Here is a 19,910-nt window from a genome sequence, read left to right on the forward strand (position 1 = left end):
GGGGCGTTTTCGCAACCTGGAAGTCGTTTGGGTTGGTTGCCTGGTTAGGCGGCCTGCGCGGCCGAGTTCTCGATCACCTGCGCCTTTGCGCCGGCGTTGATCGCGATCTGGCGCGGCTTCTTGGCCTCGGGAATCTCGCGGACGAGGTCGACGTGAAGCAGCCCGTTCTCGAGCGAAGCGTCCTTCACCTGCACGAAGTCGGCAAGCTGGAAGGCGCGCTCGAAGGCACGCGCGGCGATGCCGCGGTAGAGCACTTCGGATTTCGAGTTCTCGTTCGCGACCTTCTCGCCCTTGATCGTCAGGGTGTTTTCCTTCGCGACGATGGAGAGCTCATCCTTGGCAAAGCCCGAGACCGCAACGGTGATGCGGTAGGCATTCTCGCCGGTGCGCTCGATGTTGTAGGGGGGATAACCGGGGCTGCCGTCGGAGCTGGCCTGATCGAGCAGGTTGAAGAGGCGGTCGAAGCCGACGGTGGAACGATAGAACGGAGTGAGATCGTAGCTACGCATGGTCAAGTCCTCCATTGAGCGACTGTTGGTAACCCGCCCGCCAATCGGGCCGGGCTTTAGTCTGTGTGCAGCCTGATGTTCCGGTTCCGAAACACTGGTAGCGGCCTGCACGAAGGTGATATGGGTGGAACGAGACGGCGTTCAAGAGGGCGGGACAGGCGCCTTTTCGGCGCTTTGGCCCCTTGAATTGCAGCACTTCCCGCCCAAGCACGCCCAAATGACGCTGGTCTCGATTCCCGCCAATCCGGTCCCCGAAAACGTCGTCAGCGGCACCATCAAGACCCCTGATGGCGTCGAGCTGCGCTTTGCGCGCTGGGCGCCGCCGGCGAACCGCAAGGGTACGGTCTGCGTCTTCACCGGGCGCAGCGAGCAGATCGAGAAATATTTCGAGACCGTGCGCGACCTGCGCGACCGCGGCTTTGCGGTGGCGATGATCGACTGGCGCGGGCAGGGGCACTCGTCGCGCCGCCTGCGCGATCCGCGCAAGGGCTATGTGCGCGACTTCGCCGATTTCGAGATCGACGTCGAGACCTTCGTGCAGCAGGTGGTACTGCCGGATTGCCCGCCGCCGTTCTTCGCGCTGGCCCACTCCATGGGCGGCACGGTGCTGCTGCGGGTGGCCCATGCCGGCAAGCGCTGGTTCGACCGCATGGTGCTGTCCGCGCCGATGATCGACCTGCCCGGGCGCACCACCTCGCTGCCGGTGCGTGCGCTGCTCAAGACGATGCGCCTGCTGGGGCAGGGCGGCCGCTACGTTCCCGGCGGCAGCGACCGCCTCACCGGGCTCGAACCCTTCATCAACAACCCCTTGACCAGCGATCCCGTCCGCTATGCGCGCAATGCCGCGATCCTGGAGGAAGACCCGACGCTCGGACTGGCCTCGCCGACCGTCGCCTGGGCCGATACCGCCTTCCGGGCCATGCACACCTTCAAGCGCGTGAACTACCCCTCCCAGATCCGCCAGCCGATCCTGATGCTGGCGGCCTCCAATGACGCCGTGGTCTCGACCGCGGCGATCGAGGAATTCGCCTATCACCTGCGCGCCGGCTCCCATCTCGTGATCGCCGGCGCCAAGCACGAGATCCTCCAGGAGCAGGATCGCTACCGCGCCCAGTTCTGGGCCGCCTTCGACGCCTTCGTGCCGGGCACGCCGCTGTTCAAGTGAGGACGGCGACGAGGGGGAGAATCCTCGTTCTCCGTCATTGCGAGGAGCTCTTGCGACGAAGCAATCCAGACTGTTTCCGCGGAGACAGTGTGGATTGCTTCGCGGAGCCTGTCATCGGGCCGCGCTTCGCGCGGACCCGTTGGCTCGCAAATGACGAAGTACGGGTGCGTTACAGCGTCTTCAGATACTCGATCAGGTCGTAGCGCTCGGCGTCGTCCTTGAAGATGCGACCGATGACGCCGGGGCGCTTCGGCTCGCCGTCCTTGCGCTCGAAGGAATGGCCGAGCAGGCTGTTGCCCTGGATCGGCTTGCCGTCGGAGCCCGTCGCGGAGAACTCCGTTTCACCGGTCTTGCAGCGCTCGTTGGCGGTGACTGCGAAACCGACGGTGTCGGGGTCATAGTCGCGGCGGCCCATGCAGAATTTCTGCGGGCGCTCGTTCTGCGGCTTCAGCAGCCAGTACAGCGACGGCACCGAGCCGTTGTGCAGGTAAGGCGCGGTGGCCCAGATGCCGTTCAAGGGCCGCGCGCGATAGCGCGGATCGGGCGCCGGATTGAGACAGTTCTTGCGCGCGAGATTCCAGATGTGCGCCCGCTCGGCCTCCGGGATGTCCTCGTCGTCCATCCATTTGCGGGCGACCAGATCGACCACCGTCATCAGGCCGAGCGCGTAGACCATCTCGTTGGGCGAAGCGCTCGCGGTCGGGATCTGGCACTGCCACCATGTCTGCAGGTCGGCCGTGTTGACCTTCAGGAAGCCGGGCACGTCGACGGTCCGCTTGCTGAGAACGAGGGACTGCTCGGGATCGGTCTTGATCTCGTCGAGCGGGATCGTCACCGCATTCAGCACCTTGCTGTCGCCGCTCGGCTCCCAGCGCTGCGACGACCAGAAGGCCGGACTGTTGATATCAGGCAGATGGCATCCGGAGCACATCTCCGCGTAAATGGCGCGGCCGCGCTCGACCCGATCTGACTTCAGCTTCCAGGCGTCGCCGAGGATGTGCGAGGGCCATTTCGGTGCGAGCAGGCCGCCGAACTTCGGACCCGTTGTGGTATCAGCCGCCTTGAATGGATCGGGGCCTCTCAGCATGTCCTCGATCCAGCCGAGCGTCCTGATGTTGACCGAGGAGCGCCACAGCCTGTCCTCCGGATAGGCGTCGGACAGGTTGAGCAGGGCGGTCACGCCGAGCGCTTCGCCGGCGTTGCGGATCAGCGGCTGCTCGATCGAGGCGTCGTATTGGGCGAACTTGAACCACGGCACCGTCCAGATCGCGGGGTAGCTGACGGGCGCGTCCTGGGCGTGCAGGTTCTTCTCGAATCCCTTGACGCCGCTCAGCGCGAGATCCTGCGAAAACACCTGGTTGCCGATGCGGTTGAGGGCATCGAGGCGGCCGAACCCTTCCTCGGTGTCCTGCTGCTGCTTGCCGTCCCAGGTCTTCTTGGCCTCGATCGTCTTTTCGTAGTTCTTGGCCCAGTCGATCAGGAAGCTGCCGATCGCGCTGAGTCTTTGCTTCAGAGCCGCGCGGTCCGTCTTGCTGGCCTCGGGGCCGAGCACGCGATCGGCAAAACGCTGGAAGCGGAACGGGACGTACAGCGTGTAGGCGATCGACAGGCCGGTTGCGAGCTCGAGCTTCTTCAGGTCGGTCATCGCCGGGCCGCCGTCGAAGCGGACGTCGACGCCCTGATAATGGATCTGGCCGGTATGACAGGCGGCGCAGGTCAGCCCGATCTTGTCCTCTTCGCGCCGACCCGTCGCGGGATCGACGACGCCGGTCATGCGCGCGAAGCCGACCGGCAGGCCGTCGACGTTCTCCACCGGCGTCCAGCGCGTCGACCAATCCGACGCTTGCGTGGTTTCGTAGACATTGGCGTAGCCGAACCGGCGCAGCGTCGCCGTGTCGACCTGGACCGATTGCGGGCTCGGGATGAAGCCGAAGCGCTCGAGATAAGCGCTGTCCTTGATCATGCCGGGCTTCGAGAACAGGTGAAGCTGCGGCTGCTCCAGCGCCACGAACCACTCATAGGGCACCGGGAACGTCGCGGTGCCCTGGCTGACGTGGTGGAACCAGTGCCGGTCCTTCAGCGACCAGTTCTGCTCGAGCCAATAGGCAGCCTTGGTCTCGGGCATCGCGGGCAGCGGCGGCGGCAGGAGATTCACCAGCACGCCCTTCTGGGGCAGCATGGCGCGAACCTGATTGGGAAATTCGGCGACGGCGACCAAGGCGATGAGGCCAACGCCGATGACAACGGCCGTGAGCGCGACCGCCCAGCGAAAGCGGAGCTGACAGGACGACAGCAGCGGCTGCGACACGATCCTCTGGTTGATACGGTCGGGGAATTGGCGTTGTTCGAACATCGTGCGCACGTCGGCCACGCTGAGATAACGCTCTTCGCTCGGCTTGCCCTTGCCGAGGATCTTCAAGAGGACGGGCCATTCGAACTTCATCAGCAGCGGGTAGTACCAGCGTGCGGCGCTGCCGGCGCGCTTGAGGTTGTCGCGCATGAAGGTCTTGATTTCCGCGGCGTTGAGGCCGGGCTCGCTGTTGCCGGTGTTCGGGTCGGTGTAGGTCCGGCCGAAGCTCGCAAGGCGCGCGATCTCGTCCTCGTTGACCTTGCCGTCGACGCCGAGGATGCGCGAGCCGGCACCGCGCTTGTCCAGCGGCCCGCCGCGCAGCGCGTCGAGCTGCGCGCCCGAAACGATGCTCTTCAGGATGTGCTTGAGGCCGTTGGCGATCATCGCAACGCCGCGGACCTGGATGCGGGCCGAGACCTTCTTCAGCCCGGTCTCGCCGCTCGCATTGGCGATGGTCTGCGACAGCGTGTTGAGCGGGACGGTGCCGCCCTCGACGAAGCCTTCGCCGACGAGGCCGCGCAGGAACGGGCAGGGATTGTTCGGCGAGACGTGAATCGAGGGGTCGAAGGGCGGTTTCGAAGCGGGGTCGTGCATGGCCCAAATCCTGAAAACAGCGAATCGTGGAAAGCAGGCGCGCCGTTAGAGCGCGGAAAGTCCTAACAAACCGACAGCACGATATACTACTTCAGCGTGTGACGAAGTGTGGCGGATTTCACTGTCCTGTCAACAAGAGCGGGCTTTCGCTCAGGATTCGGCGGCCCGCTTCACGTCGCTCTGAACCAGCGTCAGCTTGCCGAGCGGCACGCCGGCCTTCAGCAGCCCCTCGCGATAATGGGCGAGGTCTTCGGGCCGCTTCCAGTGGAAGTTGCGCAAGTGCCTGTCGACGTTCAGCGTTGGATAATTTGCCATCAGCACGCGGGCGGCTTCGCTGGCCTCGTCGTTTCGTCCCAGCTGCGCCAACGCCGCGGCCCGGATCGCCAGCGCCTGCATGTGATTCGGGTTGATGTAGAGCTGCTCGCGCGCCCATGACAGCGTCGCGTCATATTGGCGCAACAGATAATGGCTGAATGCGTTCAGCGCCGCCCATTGGTAGCGCGGGTCGCTGTTGTCGCGTTGCGCGGCCATCGAGAACAGCTCGATCGCCTCGCGATGCTCGCCGATCATGAAATGGCAGATGCCGAGCACGCCGCGCGCGCCATTGTCGTAGGGATTGAGCGCGACCGCGCGCTTGGCGGCGTCCATCGCCGCCTCGTGATGCCCCTCCATCGCATGCGCCCAGGACAGGATCGAGAACGCGAAGGAGGAGCGCGGGTCGAGCCGCACGCTGGTTTCGGCGAGGTTCATCGCCTCGGCCCACATCTCGCGCGTGCCCTTGACCCAGCCGAACTGGATGCTCTGGATTTGGATCGTGGCGAGATAGGCGTGCGCGATCGACAGTTTGGGATCGAGCCCGATGGCCTCGCGGAACAGCTCGACGGCGGCCGCCAGATCCTCCTTGGTCTGCCGGTAGTAATGCGACAGCCCCTTGAGGAAGCGGTCCCAGGCGGAGACGTCGGTCGAGAGCCGCGCCGGCGCCGAAGCCTCGGCACGGACGATCTCGGTGGCGATGGCGGCGGACAGGTTGGTCGTGATCTCGTCCTGCATCGCGAACAGGTCGCCGATGTCGCGGTCGTAGCGGCCGGTCCAGAGCTGCTCGCCGGTCTCCGGCGCGATCAGTTCGGCGGTGACGCGGATCTTGGCGCCGGCGCGCCGCACCGAGCCCTGGATCAGGTAAGTCGCATCGATCTCGCGCGCGATCAGCCGCGTGCCGACGTTCTTGCCCTTGAAGGCGAATGTCGAGTTGCGGCTCAGCACCCGATAGAAGGATTGCAGCGACAGCGCATGGATCAGGTCCTCGGTGAGGCCATCGGAGAAATATTCGTCCTGGGCGTCGCTGAGATTGGCAAAGGGCAGCACGCCGACGATCGCGGTACGGTACTGCTGCGAGAGAACCGAGGCCTCCCGGAACTCGGGAGCAAGCGCCGGCGCGCCTTCGGGTGTCCAGGTAAAGACCTCGATCGCATCCTTGATGTTCTTGAAGCGATGGTTGCCGGCATCGGTCAGCGGCACGGTGAGATGCTTGCTGGCCTCCCGATAGGCCTTGGCCGAGATCGCGAATCCGCCGGGGCTCGCCACCGATTCCAGGCGGACGGCGATGTTGACGTCGTCGCCGAACACCTCGTCCTCGTCGGCGATCACGTCGCCCATGTGGATGCCGAGCCGGAACTGCATGGCGCGATCGGCCGGCAGATGGTGGTTGCGCTCGGCCATCAGCGTCTGCATTGCGATCGCTGCCTCGGTGGCGCCGACGATCGAGGGGAATTCCAGCAGGAAGCCGTCGCCGGTGTTCTTCACGACGCGGCCGCCGTGATTGAGGATGATGGGATGGATCGCGGCGCGATGGGCCTTGAAGGCGGCATGAGTGCCGGCCTCGTCGCTGCCCATCATGCGCGAATAGCCGGCGACATCGGCGCAGACGATGGCGGCCAGACGTCTTTCCATATCCGCAGAGCTCCAAGGGGACTTGGGTGAGGAATCCGGGACCGGCCACAGCGTGGCGGTTGCCGCGAATCCCGCATTTCAAGAACCCCGCCTTTATAGAGCAGATGCGCCGGAGCGGAAGCATGATCCGCATTGCAAATTCGAGGTAAATCCTACGCAATCCCGGCGGTGGACGGGGACGGGCGAACCGACTAAGCGGAACTGGGACCGCCAGGACGGCAGCGGGGCACCTTCATGCTGGGTATTCACGAAATCGGGCTTTTCATCCTCTCGGGCGTGCTGCTCAACATCACGCCGGGGCCGGATTCGGTCTATGTGATCGGCCGCAGCATGCAGATGGGCTGGCGCGGCGGCGCCGCTGCCGCCCTGGGCATCAGTTGCGGCTGCTTCGTCCATGTCGCGGGCGCGGCGATCGGGCTTTCGGCCCTGCTGATGGCCTCGTCCACCGCCTTCTCGATCCTGAAGCTGGTCGGCGCGGCCTATCTGGTCGTGACCGGCGTCCAGATGCTGTGGTCGCGCCCTGTGCTGGCTTCAAGCATCGATGAGCCGGTGCGCAGCTCGCTCTCGCGGGTCTTCCTCCAGGGCGTCTTCACCAATGCGCTCAATCCCAAGGTCGCGCTGTTCTTCCTTGCCTTCCTGCCGCAATTCGTCGCAGCCGATGCGCCGCACAAGCCGCTCGCCTTCCTGACGCTCGGCCTGATCTTCATCTTTACGGGGACGCTGTGGTGCCTGGTGCTCGCCGCCTTCGCCGCCAGAGCCGCGCACCGGCTGCGTCAGTCCGAGGCGGCGATTGCCTGGGTCAACCGCGCGCTCGGCGGCCTCTTCATCTATCTCGGCATCCGTGTCGCCATGCTGGAGAGCCGGTAACTCGCTCGAACGAATGATGCGGGCTGCGTAGGGTGGGTTAGCCTTGCGGCTGCGCGAAGCGCAGTCGCTAGGCGTAACCCACTCTTCTGTCTCTGCGGATACGAACAGTGGTGGGTTACGCTGCGCTAACCCACCCTACTACGGTCTTCTCTCAGGCAAACTCCTTCACCAGCGCACTGCCGGCGAGATAGAGGCCGAGCAGGATCATCGCGATCAGGAACCAGCGGCGAAACGCTTCGGCCGGCATCCGCGCCCGCACCGATTGGCCGATAAACATGCCGGCAAAGGCCATGGCGAGGCCGATCGCGCCCGGCACGGCATTGGCCGGCGTCAGCAATCCGACCGCGGTCAGGTTGAAGGCGAGCGCCAGCGTGGCGGTAGTGAAGAACACGCCGAGCGCCTGCACCAGCTCGTCCTTCTCCATGCCGATCGCCTGCATGAACGGCATCGACGGGATCACTTGCACGCCGGTCGAGGCCGAGATCACGCCGGTGATGACGCCGACCACGCCACCGACCCATTTCTCGTTCTCGGGCGCGACGCGGAAGTGGAACTTGTTCAGCCCGATCACGGCGTAGACGACCAGCAGGGCGCCGAGCACGATCGTGCCGTAGCGCGCGTGAGGTCCGGTCAGCGCGCCGGCATTGAGCCAGCAGCCGATCACGGTGCCGATCATCAGCGGCCACAGCCGCCGCAGGATGTCGCGCAAATACGGACCGACGAAGGTCTGCCAGATGTTGGTGACGATGGCGGGAACGATGACGATGGCAATGGCGCGGCCCGGCGCCATGCTCACGGCGAGCAGGCCCATGGACACCGTTGGCAGGCCGAGCCCGACCACGCCTTTGACGAATCCGGCGAGCAGGAAGACGACGGCGATGAGAATGAGCAGCGGGTCGATCATCTCAATACATTGACCGAAGCCGCGCGGGCGCACAATCTGGAGGTTACGGAGACAGCCTTCGCTACCAACGAAGGCTGGAGCATGATCCGGAAAAGTGCGAAGCGGTTTTCCGACAAGATCATACTCCAACAACAAAGAAGAGACATTTCATGCGCTTCGACCTCGTCGATCTCCAGCTCTTCATCGCGGTCGCTGACCAGCGCAGCATCACGCGCGGTGCGGAGCGCTCGCATCTGGCGCTGGCCTCGGCCAGCGCGCGCATCAAGGGCCTGGAGGATGCGCTCGGCGTCGTACTGCTCAAGCGCGGGCGCCGCGGCATCGAGTTGACCGCGGCCGGCGAGAGCCTGCTCGATCATGCCAGGCTCGTGATCCATCAGATCGACGCCATGCGCGGCGATCTTGCCGGCTTTGCCAGCGGCGTGCGCGCCAGCGTGCATTTCCTCGCCAACACGTCGGGCCTGTCGGAGCATTTGCCGAAGGCGCTCGCCGGCTTCCTGCGCGAGCATCGCGACGTCGCCGTCGACATCGAGGAACGCGAGAGCACCGATATCGCGGCGGCGATCGCCGCAGGCGCTGCCGACCTCGGCTTCGCCGCCGAGCACGCGCTGCCGGAGCATATCGAGCGCTTCCCTTTCAGCAAGGATCGCCTGACGCTGGTGACCTCGAAACGCGGTCCGTTCGCCGGCCGCCGCCAGATCGACTTTCAGGAGGCGGGGGCTTGCGACTTCGTCGGCCTGACCAGCGCCACCGCGCTCCAGATGCATATTTCCAGGCACGCGGCGCGGCTCGGCATCCGCCAGCATGTCCGCGCCCGCCTGCGCGATTTCGACGCGATCTGCCAGATGGTCGCCGCCGATGTCGGCGTCGCACTCGTGCCCGAAGCCGCCGCCCGCCGCTGCGCCAAGACTATGCCGCTTGCCATGGTCCGCCTGCGCGATGCCTGGGCCAACCGCCGCCTCGTGATCTGCGCGCGCAGCTTCAAGACGCTGCCGCGGCCGGCCAAGATGCTGGTGGAGCATCTCAGGGCCGAGGCGGTGTGAGGGGCGCTCTTACCCTCCCCTGGAGGGGGAGGGTCGGCTCACATTGAGCGGAGCGAAATGTGAGACGGGGTGGGGTGACGGTCTCTCCACATCCAACAGTGCCCGCGTGGAGAGATCACCCCACCCCGCTCGCGCTTCGCGCGATCGACCCTCCCCCTCCAGGGGAGGGTCAGCAAGTCTACTTCGCCGTCTCCACGCCGGCGTCCTTGATCACCTTCGCCCACTTCTTGGTTTCGTCGGCGATGAATTGACGAAAATGCTCCGGCTCATCGCCGATCAGCGTCGCGCCTTGCTGGCTCAGCTTTTCCTTCACCGCGGGATCCGCCATTGCCTTCGTGACGAGGCCATGCAGCGCGGCGATGATCTCCTTCGGCGTGCCCTTGGGCGCGACCATGCCGTACCAGTTCTCGATGCGCAGATCGGGAAAGCCCGCTTCCGCGGTGGTCGGGACGTCAGGCGCGGTCGGGGCACGTTCGGCCGAGCCGACGGCAATGGGGCGCAGGGCGCCCGTCTTGACCTGCGGCAGCAGCGCCGGGAGATCGAGGAACGCCATCTGCACCTGCTGCCCCAGGAGGTCGTTCACCGCAGGCGCGGCGCCGCGATAGGGCACGTGGACGATGTCGATCCTGGCCGTCAGCTTGAACAATTCACCGGCGAGATGCGGCAGGCTGCCGGCGCCGGTTGAGGCGAAGTTGAGCTTGCCCGGCTGCGCCCTGGCCAGCGCGATCAATTCGCCGGCGTCCTTTGCGGGGACGTTGGCGGCGACGACGAGCATTTCCGGCACGATCGCGACCAGCGTCACCGGGGTGAGGTCGGTGAGGGTGTCGTAGGCGACCTTCTCCATGCTCGCGCTGATCGCGAGGGCGCCAGCCGAAGTGATCGCGATGGTGTAGCCGTCGGGCGGGCTCTTCGCTACGGCGTCGGTGCCGAGCACGCCGCCCTGTCCGCCGCGATTGTCGATCAGCACCGGCTGACCGCACAGTTCCGACATGCGCTGGCCGACGACCCGGGCGATGATGTCGTTGGGCCCGCCGGCGGAAAACGGCACGATCAGCTTGATCGGCTTGGCCGGAAAGTTCTGCGCCGATGCCAGCGATGGCAGCAGCAGGAACAATCCCAAGAACAATGTAACGAGCAGCCTGCTTGAGAGAATCATGCAAGCCCTCCGCTTCCCTTGCTATTGGTTCAAAAGCTTCAACGCTTCCTCGTGAACCCGCGCGTCGCCGGCCGCGATGATGCGGCCGCCGCCCTGGGCCGGCTTGCCTTCCCAGGTGGTGACGACGCCCCCTGCGCCGGTTACGATCGGGATCAGCGCCGCGATGTCGTAGGGCTTCAGCTCGGTCTCGACCACGAGGTCGACGTGGCCGGCGGCAAGCATGCAATAGGAGTAGCAGTCGCCGCCATAACGCGACAGCCGCGCGCTCCTCTCGATGCGGCCGAAGATGGCGCGGTCGCTCTCGTTCATCAGCAGCGGGCTGGTGGTGTAGGTCGTGGCCTCCGACAGCGAAGCGCAGCGGCGGACCTGGAGCCGGCGCTCGCCCGACGGCCCCTTATAATTGGCCGAACCGTTGTCGCCGGAAAAGCGCTCGCCGATGAAGGGCTGGTGCATCATGCCGAAAACCGGCGTGCCCTTGTGCAACAGCGCGATCAGCGTGCCCCAGATCGGAAAGCCGCCGATGAAGGATTTGGTGCCGTCGATGGGATCGAGCACCCAGACGTAGTCGGCGTCCTCGCGCTCGCTGCCGAATTCCTCGCCGACGATGCCGTGCTGGGGGAAGTTGGCCTTGATCAGCCGCCGCATCACCGCCTCGGCGGCGCGGTCGGCCTCCGTCACGGGATCGAAATCCTTGGTCTTGCTCTTGTCGTCGATCGACAGCGAGGTGCGGAAGAACGGCAGGATGGTTTCGCCGGAGGCGGTGGCAAGCCGACCGATGAAGGCGGAGAAGTCGATCACCGTCACAGGCGAAATCCTCGAAGCGAAGGTTGGATGAAGCTTGCCTCCTGCCTAGCTCAATTCGCCTGCCGCGTGCAGCGCTGTCTTGATGTTGCGCCCTGGTATTTTGGATGCCGAAGCGCGCTGCCCCATTCCAGTCATCTGCTGGCCAAATATCGATCACGGAGTTGAAAACTTAGTTCCGAGGTTGCCTTGTTCGTATGCAAACGACTATCAACCCATTGAATTTCCTTATCAAAGAAACTGAATCTGGGTTTCCATGGAAGCAACTGAGCCATGTGCGATTTGCATGGGAAACGGCGCAAAAGCCCTTGCACTTTGTGCGGCGCGGCCGCATATTGTTGCGGTGCGGTAGCGCTCTGCGTTACCGCTGCCCTCCTTGGGCGTTTCCTCCCTAGACTTGGGCCGCTTGCGTCATTCGCGAGCGGCCCTTTTTTCTTAGCCCCGCCGTTTTCATTTTGGGGCGCGCAAGCTTGCGAAGTGAAAGCGCACTCGCGCGCAAGGTCTCGTCGTTGGAGAGAAGCTGAGTCCTATTCCGCCGCGGCCTGGAACGGGCCGAGGTCGGCGAACGGAATCGTGGTCGCCAGCACGTCGGCGAGAACGCCGAAGTCGGAGGCCACTTGCGCAAAGCGAGCACTGCGCTCGCGCCGCCGCTCGTCCATGTAGATCGCGCGGTTGAGCTCGAGCTGCACGGCGTGCAGGCCGCTTGCGGGATTGCCGTAATGCTCGGTGATGAAGCCGCCGGCATAGGGCTTGTTGCGGCCGATCGAATAGCCGAGCCCGCTCATGGTCTCCTCGACGCGATCGGGCAAGAGCGGCGTACAGCTGGTGCCGTAGCGATCGCCGATCACGACGTCGGGCCGGCGCGGCTCGTCCCTGCTGACGCCGACCGAGGGCATCGAATGGCAGTCCACCAGCACCACCGTGCCGAACATCTGGTGCACCTTGTTGATCAGCCGGCGCAGCGCGCGATGGTAGGGCTTGTACAGCGTCTCGATGCGCCCCAGCGCATCATCGACCAGGATGCGGTCGCGATAGATTTCCTGGCCGTCGCCAACCACGCGCGGAATGGTGCCGAGGCCGCCGGCGACCCGCATCGAGCGGGTGTTGGCGAAGCTCGGCAGGCGGCCCGTGAACATGCGCGGGTCGAGCTCATAGGGCTCGCGGTTGACGTCGACATAGGAGCGGGGAAAGTTGACCCGCACCGTCGGAAAGCCGCGCGCGCTCAGATGGCCGATCAGCTCGTCCATGAACGAATCTTCCGACCGCCGCAGCGTCGGCAGGTCGATCCGCGAGGCCGCCAGGAATTCCTCAGGATAGGTCGAGCCGGAATGCGGCGAGTTGAAGATGACAGGCGCACGCCATTCGGCGGGCTCGAAGATCTCGAAGGCTGGCGACATGTCGCCGTCAAACCGGGTCATCTTCTCAGGCTTCGTCCCTTCGTGCCGCACGATCCGGACAAGCTCCGGATTCAATGATTCGGCCGATCACGCGGCTCTTATGTGTCGTCATTGTCCGGAATCGCAACCATTCTGCCAAGCGAAAAGATGTATTGGCCGATTGGAACAGGTCTTAACCGTGCGGGCATCGGGATGTGGACCCGCAGATCCGGCTCGATTGATTCGGAGTTCGTTACGGTCCACAAAGAGCCGGCAGCGGGGCCGCCGCAGGGTTAAGATTTTCACCCCAAATTTACCCTCTGTCGGGCTTAGTGACCTCTGCTGATATCCTCTGGGGATTCGACGTTTCCTGCCATGCCAAAGATCCTGCTCGCCGAAGACGACAACGACATGCGCCGTTTCCTGGTCAAGGCGCTGGAAAACGCCGGTTTTCAGGTCTCGTCCCACGACAACGGCATGGCCGCCTATCAGCGGCTGCGGGAAGAGCCGTTCGAGATGCTGCTGACCGACATCGTGATGCCGGAAATGGACGGCATCGAGCTGGCCCGCCGGGCCTCGGAACTCGATCCCGACATCAAGATCATGTTCATCACCGGCTTTGCCGCGGTCGCCCTGAACTCGGATTCGGACGCCCCCAAGAACGCCAAGGTGCTGTCCAAGCCCGTGCATTTGCGCGAATTGGTCAGCGAAGTGAACAAGATGCTGGCGGCCTAAATCGGCCCCGTTCCGTCCTTGCGCCGGGTCCCCTGAGCCGTTATAGGGACCCCACCGATGAAATGACCTCTAGGGCACGTAGCTCAGCGGGAGAGCACTACCTTGACATGGTAGGGGTCACAGGTTCGATCCCTGTCGTGCCCACCATCCTTCGCTCGCGAAGCGAGTGAAGGATGCCGCGCCGAAGCCCAACGGGCGCAGGCGGGCTGCCGCCGCGAGCTCGGCTCGGCAAGCCGGGAATCTCATTGCGAAGCGTGTCCGGCGTAGCTCGAAGAGCGTAGACGGACTGGTGCGGCCTCCTCGGTATCATTGGAACATTCATAGCCTGGATGGAGCGCAGCGCAATCCAGGGCTCTATCCCCTCGGGCACCGCCCCGGATTACGCGCACGCTCCATCAGGTCTACGATAGTGTCTCCGACGCGAGGCCGCCATGACCGTATCCGTCATCGAACAGGCAAAGATCCAGGCGCAGGTGCTGGTGCCGCTGGTCAAGGCATTGCAGGCCGAGCTCGGCGAGACGCGCGCCAACGCGCTGGTGCGCAAGGCGCTCGGCGATCTCTATCGCCGCTTCGGCGAGGAATTCTGGAAGGCCAAGAACGAGCGCGATCTCGGCAAGGCCGTGTCCTCGGCCTTCCGCACCTATGCCCGCGACGATGCGCTCGCCTATGACGTCGTGGAGCAGACGCATGACGCGTTCGCTATCGACGTGACGCGCTGCGCCTATGCCGAGTTCTACAAGGCCCTGGGCGAGCCGGAGCTCGGTTTCCTCCTGATCTGCACCGCGGACTTTGCCACCGCGGAAGGTTTTGGTCCCGACGTCAAGCTCACGCGCACGCAGACGATCATGCAAGGCGCCTCCCATTGCGACTTCCGCTACAAGCGCGATGTGGGCGGGTCACGATGACGGGCACGATGCGGACGATCTGTCTCGCCGTGGCAATGATGGGGCCGGTCATTGCGAGCGCAGCGAAGCAATCCAGAGTCTTTCCGCAGGCAGCAGTCTGGATTGCTTCGCTGCGCTCGCAATGACGATGTTGATGCAGCCGGCAGATACATGCGGACCGTCACCCCCGCGCAACGGCGAAGCCGTTGTCGCTGGACGTGGCCGCTTCTTCAGCGGCCCTCGAAGGGCGATGGCCCGGTTGTATCCGGGCCTTCATCCTTCGAGGCTCCCGGCGAGATGCATTTGCATCGCGACACTCGCGACTCAGGATGACGGAACGTCGCGTTTGCTCCCGCGCACCGCCGCCGTGCAATGCATGCAGGCGAGGTCTTGTCGGAGCTGGATCTGCACCGCCTTGATCCACGACTCGCCGCCTGCCATTGTCCGGTCCGCCACCACGGCAACGAGCCTGGTGCGATCGGGTTACGGCGTTCGGCGAAATGCGTCGCTGTGCCGGAGATGAAAAGAAGGCAGGCTTTCAAGATGAGCAGCATCAACAAACCCGGCGGCAACTATCTGCCGGTGATCATCCATGATGGAATTGCCTATGTCAGCGGTCAGCTGCCCCGTCGCGGCGAGGACCTGCTGTATGCAGGCAAGGTCGGCGCTGGCGTCGATATGGCGGCCGCGCAGGAGGCTGCGGCCCTCTGCGCCGATCTCTGCATTGCGGCGATCAACAACGCAACGGGCGGCGAGGACAGGATCGTCCAGGTCTTGCAACTCGTTGGATATGTTGCTTCAGCGCCCGGATTTACCCAGCAGTCGCAAGTCATGAACGGTGCCTCCGACCGGCTGATCGAACGCCTCGGCGATCGCGGCCGTCACACGCGAACGTCCGTCGGCGTCGCCGAGTTGCCGCGGGGAGCGCCGGTCGAGCTGAGCATGATTGCCGCCGTTCGGCCGTAGGAGGTCGTTCTATTTGACGAGATATTTGGCGACCGCCGCCTCGTCCCACGCGATCCCGTTGCCGGGCTCCTCGCTCGGCACCGCAAAGCCGTCCTTGATCTGCAGCCGCGTTGCCAGCACGGCGTCGGCCCAGTCGACATATTCCAGCCAATGCGCTGATGGCGTCACGCAGAGCAGATGCGCGCTGATCTCCGAGAACAGGTGCGTCGACATCTCGATGCCGGCCGCATGGGCGAGCGATGCGGCCCGCAGCCAGCCGGTGACGCCGCCGATGCGCTGCACGTCAGGCATCACGTAGTCGCAGGCCTCCGCGGCGAGGGCGCTCTGCATGGAAAACGCGCTGTCAAAGTTCTCGCCGATCTGGACCGGCGTCTGCAGCGCGTCGGCGACGCGGGCATTGCCCTCATAATCGTCGTGGCGGATCGGCTCCTCGATCCAGGTGAGGCCCTCGTCGTCGAGCATCTCACCGCGGCGGATCGCTTCGGTGACCGTCAGCGCCTGGTTGTAGTCGCACATCAGCGTGACCTCGTCGCCGACGGCCTTGCGCACCGCGCGCACGACGGCGAGGTCCTCCCGCGCATCGCTCCGGCCGACGCGGATCTTGGCGGCGTGAAACCCTTCGGCCAGCAGCTTATGCGCTTCCTCCACCGCCGCGCCCGCCGGCATGATGCCGAGGCCCTTCGAATTGTAGGCGCGCACCGGCTTCGGCGCGCCGCCGAGCAGGCGCGCCAGCGGCAGGCCGCGCGTGCGCGCCAGAGCGTCCCATGCCGCCATGTCGATGCCGGATTGCGCCAGCCGCTGCAGGCCGGCGAGGCCCAGCAGCGTGAAGCGCTGGCTCAGCTTGCGCTCGATCTCGAACGGCAGCAGCTCGTCGCCGGCGACGAGATCTGACATTTCCGTGACCATCGCCGTCAGCGGCTTCAGGGCCGAGGGCGTGATCGAGAACAGATAGGCATGGCCTGTCGCGCCGTGGTCGGTCTCGCAGTCGATCAGCACCAGCGGCGCCTTGGCGACCGCCCCGGTCGAGGTCTGGAGCGGCAGGTTCATCGGCACGATCACGGGACGTGCGACAAAGCGCTTGATGCGGATGGTCTCGGTCATGGGTCTCTCCCGTCGGAGCGGCTGCAGGTCGCGCCGATCTTAAGCATCCGTGATCAAACGAAAAGGACCCGCGTGCGCTCGCTGCTGGAGACGCGCTGGCCTCGCTTAAGCCGGAATGAGGCTATTTGGCGTCAGTGCGAGTTGAAACTGCTTCCGCGCACTCCGTCCTCATCCTGAGGAGCCCGCCTAAAGCGGGCGTCTCGAAGGATGGCCGCACGGAAAAGCTCTCAAATGCGACAGCACTGCGCCTCCAGGGGAGGGTCAGAGTCACCTCATCTTGCCGCACCTTCCGTGAACGCCGTCTCGATCACGTCCCCGAACTGCTGCCACGACCGGCCGTCGAACTGCACCAGCCGCATCTGCCTGATCGGCAGATAATTGTTCAGCGAGGTGCTCATCCGGATGTTGGGCAACGCCAGGGAGGGATTAACGTCCCTGAGCGAGGCCGCCTGGCGCATGATGTTCTCGCGCGAAAAGTCGTCGCCGCATTGCTTCAGCACCTGCGCCAGCGCCTCGGCCGCGGCGTAGCCAAAGACGGCTGCGCTATTGTTGGTGCTTTCGACCTGATGGTATTTGTCCATGAAGGCGAACCAGTCCTTCATGGCGGGATCGTTCTTCCAGGCCGGATCGCTCGGATCCTTCAGGAAGGCCGCCGAGATCACGCCGGCGGAATTCTCCAGCCCCGCGGGCGCCATCGCATTGGCGATCGAGGCGGAGGCATCGTTGACGATGAAGACCGGACGCCAATTCATGGACGCTGCCAGCTTGATCACCTTGGATGCGGTCGAGGGCACGCCGAGGAAGACGAAGATATCGGCGCCGGCGCGCTTGAGGATCGAGATGTGCCCGTCGAGATGCTCATCGGCAAGGTCGAAGGCGATGTCGACGAGAACGTGGCGGTTGAGATCGCCAAGGCCCTCCTGGATGCCCTTGTACAGCATGCGTCCGAACTGGTCGTTCTGCCAGAGCACGACGATCTTCTTTCTGGGGTAATAGGCCTGGATGTAGTTGGCATAGATGCGTCCCTCCGACCGGAACGACGGCTGCCAGCCCATGGTCCAGGGAAACGCGCTCGGCTGGCTCAGTTCCTCGTCGCCGGTGGCAACGAACAGCTGCGGGATCTTCATCTCGTTCAGGTACCGGCGCGTGGCGAGATTGCCCGGCGTGCCGAACGAGCCGAACATCAGGTGCACGCCGTCCGTCTCGACCAGCTTGCGCGTCAGCTCCAGCGCGGTCCCCGGGTCGGAATTGTCGTCGCGGGTGATGAAGCGGATCTTGCGGCCATTGATCCCGCCGCGCGCGTTGACCATGTCGAAATAGGCCGCTTCCGCCTGGCCGATTGCGCCGAACTCCGACAGCGACCCCGAATACGGCATGACATTGCCGATGCGGATCTCCTGGTCGCTTGCGGGTTGATCCGAGTGTTGCTGCTGCGACATCGCGCCCAGCGATGCGACGGCAATCACGGAAGCGAACAGCATCCTGCCGATGACGCGCATGTTCGATGCCCTGTGGTTGGCCCCCAGCGAGGTCGGCTCAGCCTGCATCAAGGTAGGTTGATCTAGATCAAGCGTTTGGCAAAGCTGTGGCTCGATGGGCCGCGTCAACGCCGCGCAACCGGCGGTGCGAAGAGGCAGGCGTGCTGACGTGCCGGCAAGGCTGCACGAGGCCGATCGACACCCGCTTGCACAAGCTTGATGGGTTCGTTTCCAGGCGTCTGCGGGGCGAACTGATCAGCTCATGCGAGAAAATGCGGCTTTGAAGTCGATCTGAAAGCCCTCGATGAAGAGCTCAAGCAGGCCGCCGCTCGAAAGAATGCACGATGAAAGTTCCGTGATTGAAAGCGGCTACGCGGCCGTCCAGCCGCCATCCATCGAGAGGTTGGTGCCCGTGATCTGAGCGGCATCGTCGCTGCACAGGAACAGTGCGAGCGCGGCGACCTGCTGGACGGTGACGAACTCCTTGGTAGGCTGCGCAGCGAGCAGGACGTCGCTGATGACCTCATCCCTCCGCATGCGGCGGGCCGCCATCGTGTTCGGGATCTGCTTTTCCACGAGGGGCGTCCAGACGTAGCCGGGGCTGATGCAATTGCAGGTGATCTTCGAGCGGGCGAGCTCCAGCGCCACCGTCTTGGTGAGGCCCGTGATGCCGTGCTTGGCAGCGACATAGGCCGACTTGAACGGTGAGGCGACCAAGGAATGTGCCGAAGCCGTGGTGATGATGCGGCCCCAGCCGCGCTTCTTCATGCCGGGTACCGCCGCGCGGATGGCATGGAAAGCGGCGGACAGGTTGATGGCAATGATCGCATCCCACTTCTCGGCGGGAAAGTCCTCGATCGGCGAAACGTGTTGGACGCCGGCGTTGTTGACCAGGATGTCAACGCTGCCGAAGGTCCTTTCGCCAAGAGCAATGAGTTCGGCGATTTCGCTCGGCTTCGTCATGTCCGCAGGCGAGTAGATCGCCTCGACGGAAAAATCGCGCTCGATCGCAGCACGCGTTTCCTCGACGTCGCCTGGGGCGCCCATGCCGTTGATCACAACGTTCGCGCCGGCGCTGGCGAAGGCCTGCGCGCAAGCAAGGCCGATGCCGCTGGTCGAGCCTGTGACGATTGCGGTCTTACCGTTCAGAATTTTCATCGTAACTTCCTCGTAAAGTTCGCACAGGAGCGGCGCTCGCCTCGGACGCCACGCGCGGTCAAAGTTAGAAGACCAGAGCCTTCTCACCGGCGCGAATTGAGCCGCGAGCCGGCTGTTGCAGATAGTCATGCACCACGGTCCCGAGGCCGAGTGTAAGGTCGGCGCGGATATGGATCGCTGAGACGATCTCCAGGACCGGCAGTTCTGCAACCGGCGCCAGTGCGTGTGGTGTGAGGGCCAGAGCCGCCGGTCCGGTCCAGGCCCCCTTCAGCACGATGTCCTCGAGATGGTACTGAACGAGCTCGCAGATGCGTGGGCTGCCGTCGACGTGCGGGATGATCTTGAGCAGGAAGTTCGGCTCGTGAAGTGCAGCCTTGACCTTCGCCAGATCGGCCTCGCGATGTTTGTAGCCCATCGTCCCCGTGGCGACCCGCACAGGGCCATAATCCAGCGTACCGATCAGCGTGTCGATCTCGGTTCGCAACGTCGGCTGCGCAAGCTTCTTCGGAAAGCCCCAGAGTTCGCGTCCGCCCGCGATGGGACCTTCGTCGTTGAGGAACATGCAATGGGTGTAACCGCCCCTGCGTCCGCGGAACGAGACGGGAATGACCTGACCGCTTTCCGTGTAGTCGCCAAAGCCGTTGGAATCGGGCATCCGGATGAATTCGTATTTGACCAGCGCTTCTCGCTCGTCGACCTCGAGCGGCCCCGGAACCACGGCCCGTAGCTTGGCCGGATCGGTGCGATAGGTGATGATCAGGTATTCGCGATCGACGAACCGGTACGGCCCGGGCGGATAGGCCGGGCTGGTCAGCGGCATGGCGAAGGCTCGTTGTCTCACGTCAGTCTCGCGCATTTGGCTCTCTCCAGGATGAGGTG

17 protein-coding genes and 1 tRNA gene are annotated in these 19,910 nt (G+C 64.5%); 7 read left to right on the plus strand and 11 right to left on the minus strand.

The genetic code is table 11. The features are described from left to right. Nucleotides 1–44 precede the first annotated feature (44 nt). Nucleotides 45–509 carry an Hsp20 family protein gene (locus ACNJYA_RS05460; RefSeq protein ID WP_035997846.1) on the minus strand — a complete coding sequence of 155 codons (465 nt, stop codon included), beginning with the start codon at nucleotides 507–509 and terminating at the stop codon, nucleotides 45–47. Between the two features lie 217 nt (nucleotides 510–726). Here ACNJYA_RS05460 and ACNJYA_RS05465 point away from each other — a divergent pair, with 217 nt between their 5' ends. After that, the gene (locus ACNJYA_RS05465; RefSeq protein ID WP_172784992.1) at nucleotides 727–1,674 is read left to right on the plus strand and encodes an alpha/beta fold hydrolase; all 948 of its coding nucleotides are present in this window, start codon (nucleotides 727–729) and stop codon (nucleotides 1,672–1,674) included. A gap of 169 nt (nucleotides 1,675–1,843) precedes the next feature. Here the strand turns inward: ACNJYA_RS05465 and ACNJYA_RS05470 are convergent, their stop codons facing one another. After that, on the minus strand, nucleotides 1,844–4,618 hold the full coding sequence (locus tag ACNJYA_RS05470; protein ID WP_439402182.1) for a di-heme-cytochrome C peroxidase: 2,775 nt from the start codon (nucleotides 4,616–4,618) through the stop codon (nucleotides 1,844–1,846). Between the two features lie 150 nt (nucleotides 4,619–4,768). Beyond that, nucleotides 4,769–6,565, minus strand: a complete 1,797-nt coding sequence (locus ACNJYA_RS05475; RefSeq protein WP_439402183.1) for an adenylate/guanylate cyclase domain-containing protein — start codon at nucleotides 6,563–6,565, stop codon at nucleotides 4,769–4,771. Between the two features lie 234 nt (nucleotides 6,566–6,799). On the opposite strand from ACNJYA_RS05475, the gene ACNJYA_RS05480 reads away from it, so the two are divergent. Beyond that, a complete protein-coding gene (locus tag ACNJYA_RS05480) occupies nucleotides 6,800–7,432 on the plus strand; it encodes a LysE family translocator (protein ID WP_212254092.1) in 633 nt (210 codons plus the stop codon). Between the two features lie 151 nt (nucleotides 7,433–7,583). Here the strand turns inward: ACNJYA_RS05480 and ACNJYA_RS05485 are convergent, their stop codons facing one another. Beyond that, a complete protein-coding gene (locus ACNJYA_RS05485) occupies nucleotides 7,584–8,336 on the minus strand; it encodes a sulfite exporter TauE/SafE family protein (protein ID WP_212254093.1) in 753 nt (250 codons plus the stop codon). A gap of 149 nt (nucleotides 8,337–8,485) precedes the next feature. Between ACNJYA_RS05485 and ACNJYA_RS05490 the strand changes: the two genes are divergently transcribed. Next, nucleotides 8,486–9,376, plus strand: a complete 891-nt coding sequence (locus ACNJYA_RS05490; protein ID WP_212254094.1) for a LysR substrate-binding domain-containing protein — start codon at nucleotides 8,486–8,488, stop codon at nucleotides 9,374–9,376. Nucleotides 9,377–9,554: 178 nt separating this feature from the next. Here the strand turns inward: ACNJYA_RS05490 and ACNJYA_RS05495 are convergent, their stop codons facing one another. The 3 genes from ACNJYA_RS05495 to ACNJYA_RS05505 form a co-directional block, all read right to left on the minus strand. Beyond that, on the minus strand, nucleotides 9,555–10,532 hold the full coding sequence (locus ACNJYA_RS05495; RefSeq protein WP_212254095.1) for a Bug family tripartite tricarboxylate transporter substrate binding protein: 978 nt from the start codon (nucleotides 10,530–10,532) through the stop codon (nucleotides 9,555–9,557). Nucleotides 10,533–10,553: 21 nt separating this feature from the next. Continuing rightward, entirely contained in the window at nucleotides 10,554–11,336 is a 783-nt protein-coding gene (hisN, locus tag ACNJYA_RS05500; protein WP_172784985.1) for a histidinol-phosphatase, read from the minus strand. Nucleotides 11,337–11,860: 524 nt separating this feature from the next. After that, nucleotides 11,861–12,751 (minus strand): N-formylglutamate amidohydrolase, encoded by an 891-nt coding sequence (locus tag ACNJYA_RS05505; RefSeq protein WP_172784984.1) that lies wholly within the window; start codon nucleotides 12,749–12,751, stop codon nucleotides 11,861–11,863. 333 nt (nucleotides 12,752–13,084) lie between these two features. On the opposite strand from ACNJYA_RS05505, the gene cpdR reads away from it, so the two are divergent. The 4 genes from cpdR (at nucleotide 13,085) to ACNJYA_RS05525 (ending at nucleotide 15,294) form a co-directional block, all read left to right on the plus strand. Beyond that, entirely contained in the window at nucleotides 13,085–13,444 is a 360-nt protein-coding gene (gene cpdR / locus ACNJYA_RS05510; protein WP_007597092.1) for a cell cycle two-component system response regulator CpdR, read from the plus strand. Between the two features lie 72 nt (nucleotides 13,445–13,516). Continuing rightward, nucleotides 13,517–13,591 (plus strand) — tRNA-Val (locus ACNJYA_RS05515). A gap of 284 nt (nucleotides 13,592–13,875) precedes the next feature. Beyond that, nucleotides 13,876–14,349, plus strand: a complete 474-nt coding sequence (locus tag ACNJYA_RS05520) for an L-2-amino-thiazoline-4-carboxylic acid hydrolase (protein ID WP_439402184.1) — start codon at nucleotides 13,876–13,878, stop codon at nucleotides 14,347–14,349. Nucleotides 14,350–14,718: 369 nt separating this feature from the next. Continuing rightward, on the plus strand, nucleotides 14,719–15,294 hold the full coding sequence (locus ACNJYA_RS05525) for a RidA family protein (RefSeq protein WP_439402185.1): 576 nt from the start codon (nucleotides 14,719–14,721) through the stop codon (nucleotides 15,292–15,294). 9 nt (nucleotides 15,295–15,303) lie between these two features. On the opposite strand, the gene ACNJYA_RS05530 is transcribed toward ACNJYA_RS05525, so the two are convergent. The 4 genes from ACNJYA_RS05530 to ACNJYA_RS05545 all read right to left on the minus strand — a co-directional run bounded on the left by ACNJYA_RS05530 (nucleotide 15,304) and on the right by ACNJYA_RS05545 (nucleotide 19,887). Beyond that, the gene (locus tag ACNJYA_RS05530) at nucleotides 15,304–16,395 is read right to left on the minus strand and encodes an enolase C-terminal domain-like protein (protein ID WP_439402186.1); all 1,092 of its coding nucleotides are present in this window, start codon (nucleotides 16,393–16,395) and stop codon (nucleotides 15,304–15,306) included. Nucleotides 16,396–16,667: 272 nt separating this feature from the next. Then, a complete protein-coding gene (locus tag ACNJYA_RS05535; RefSeq protein WP_439403381.1) occupies nucleotides 16,668–17,894 on the minus strand; it encodes an ABC transporter substrate-binding protein in 1,227 nt (408 codons plus the stop codon). 348 nt (nucleotides 17,895–18,242) lie between these two features. Further along, entirely contained in the window at nucleotides 18,243–19,031 is a 789-nt protein-coding gene (locus ACNJYA_RS05540; protein ID WP_439402187.1) for a 3-hydroxybutyrate dehydrogenase, read from the minus strand. 64 nt (nucleotides 19,032–19,095) lie between these two features. Beyond that, nucleotides 19,096–19,887, minus strand: a complete 792-nt coding sequence (locus tag ACNJYA_RS05545; RefSeq protein ID WP_212254102.1) for an acetoacetate decarboxylase — start codon at nucleotides 19,885–19,887, stop codon at nucleotides 19,096–19,098. Nucleotides 19,888–19,910: the final 23 nt, after the last annotated feature.

Origin of the sequence: Bradyrhizobium sp. BLXBL-01 (assembly GCF_051853025.1) — a bacterium.
Taxonomy (GTDB): Bacteria; Pseudomonadota; Alphaproteobacteria; order Rhizobiales; family Xanthobacteraceae; genus Bradyrhizobium.

What these genes read in the sequence shown, in the direction of transcription:
- ACNJYA_RS05490 (WP_212254094.1), top strand. Translation starts at nt 8,486, where the DNA reads ATGCGCTTCGACCTCGTCGATCTCCAGCTCTTCATCGCGGTCGCTGAC.
- ACNJYA_RS05530 (WP_439402186.1), bottom strand. Translation starts at nt 16,395, where the DNA reads ATGACCGAGACCATCCGCATCAAGCGCTTTGTCGCACGTCCCGTGATC.
- ACNJYA_RS05545 (WP_212254102.1), bottom strand. Translation starts at nt 19,887, where the DNA reads ATGCGCGAGACTGACGTGAGACAACGAGCCTTCGCCATGCCGCTGACC.
- ACNJYA_RS05460 (WP_035997846.1), bottom strand. Translation starts at nt 509, where the DNA reads ATGCGTAGCTACGATCTCACTCCGTTCTATCGTTCCACCGTCGGCTTC.
- ACNJYA_RS05505 (WP_172784984.1), bottom strand. Translation starts at nt 12,751, where the DNA reads ATGACCCGGTTTGACGGCGACATGTCGCCAGCCTTCGAGATCTTCGAG.
- ACNJYA_RS05470 (WP_439402182.1), bottom strand. Translation starts at nt 4,618, where the DNA reads ATGCACGACCCCGCTTCGAAACCGCCCTTCGACCCCTCGATTCACGTC.
- ACNJYA_RS05465 (WP_172784992.1), top strand. Translation starts at nt 727, where the DNA reads ATGACGCTGGTCTCGATTCCCGCCAATCCGGTCCCCGAAAACGTCGTC.
- ACNJYA_RS05495 (WP_212254095.1), bottom strand. Translation starts at nt 10,532, where the DNA reads ATGATTCTCTCAAGCAGGCTGCTCGTTACATTGTTCTTGGGATTGTTC.
- ACNJYA_RS05520 (WP_439402184.1), top strand. Translation starts at nt 13,876, where the DNA reads ATGACCGTATCCGTCATCGAACAGGCAAAGATCCAGGCGCAGGTGCTG.
- ACNJYA_RS05480 (WP_212254092.1), top strand. Translation starts at nt 6,800, where the DNA reads ATGCTGGGTATTCACGAAATCGGGCTTTTCATCCTCTCGGGCGTGCTG.
- ACNJYA_RS05535 (WP_439403381.1), bottom strand. Translation starts at nt 17,894, where the DNA reads ATGCGCGTCATCGGCAGGATGCTGTTCGCTTCCGTGATTGCCGTCGCA.
- ACNJYA_RS05540 (WP_439402187.1), bottom strand. Translation starts at nt 19,031, where the DNA reads ATGAAAATTCTGAACGGTAAGACCGCAATCGTCACAGGCTCGACCAGC.
- cpdR (WP_007597092.1), top strand. Translation starts at nt 13,085, where the DNA reads ATGCCAAAGATCCTGCTCGCCGAAGACGACAACGACATGCGCCGTTTC.
- ACNJYA_RS05485 (WP_212254093.1), bottom strand. Translation starts at nt 8,336, where the DNA reads ATGATCGACCCGCTGCTCATTCTCATCGCCGTCGTCTTCCTGCTCGCC.
- ACNJYA_RS05475 (WP_439402183.1), bottom strand. Translation starts at nt 6,565, where the DNA reads ATGGAAAGACGTCTGGCCGCCATCGTCTGCGCCGATGTCGCCGGCTAT.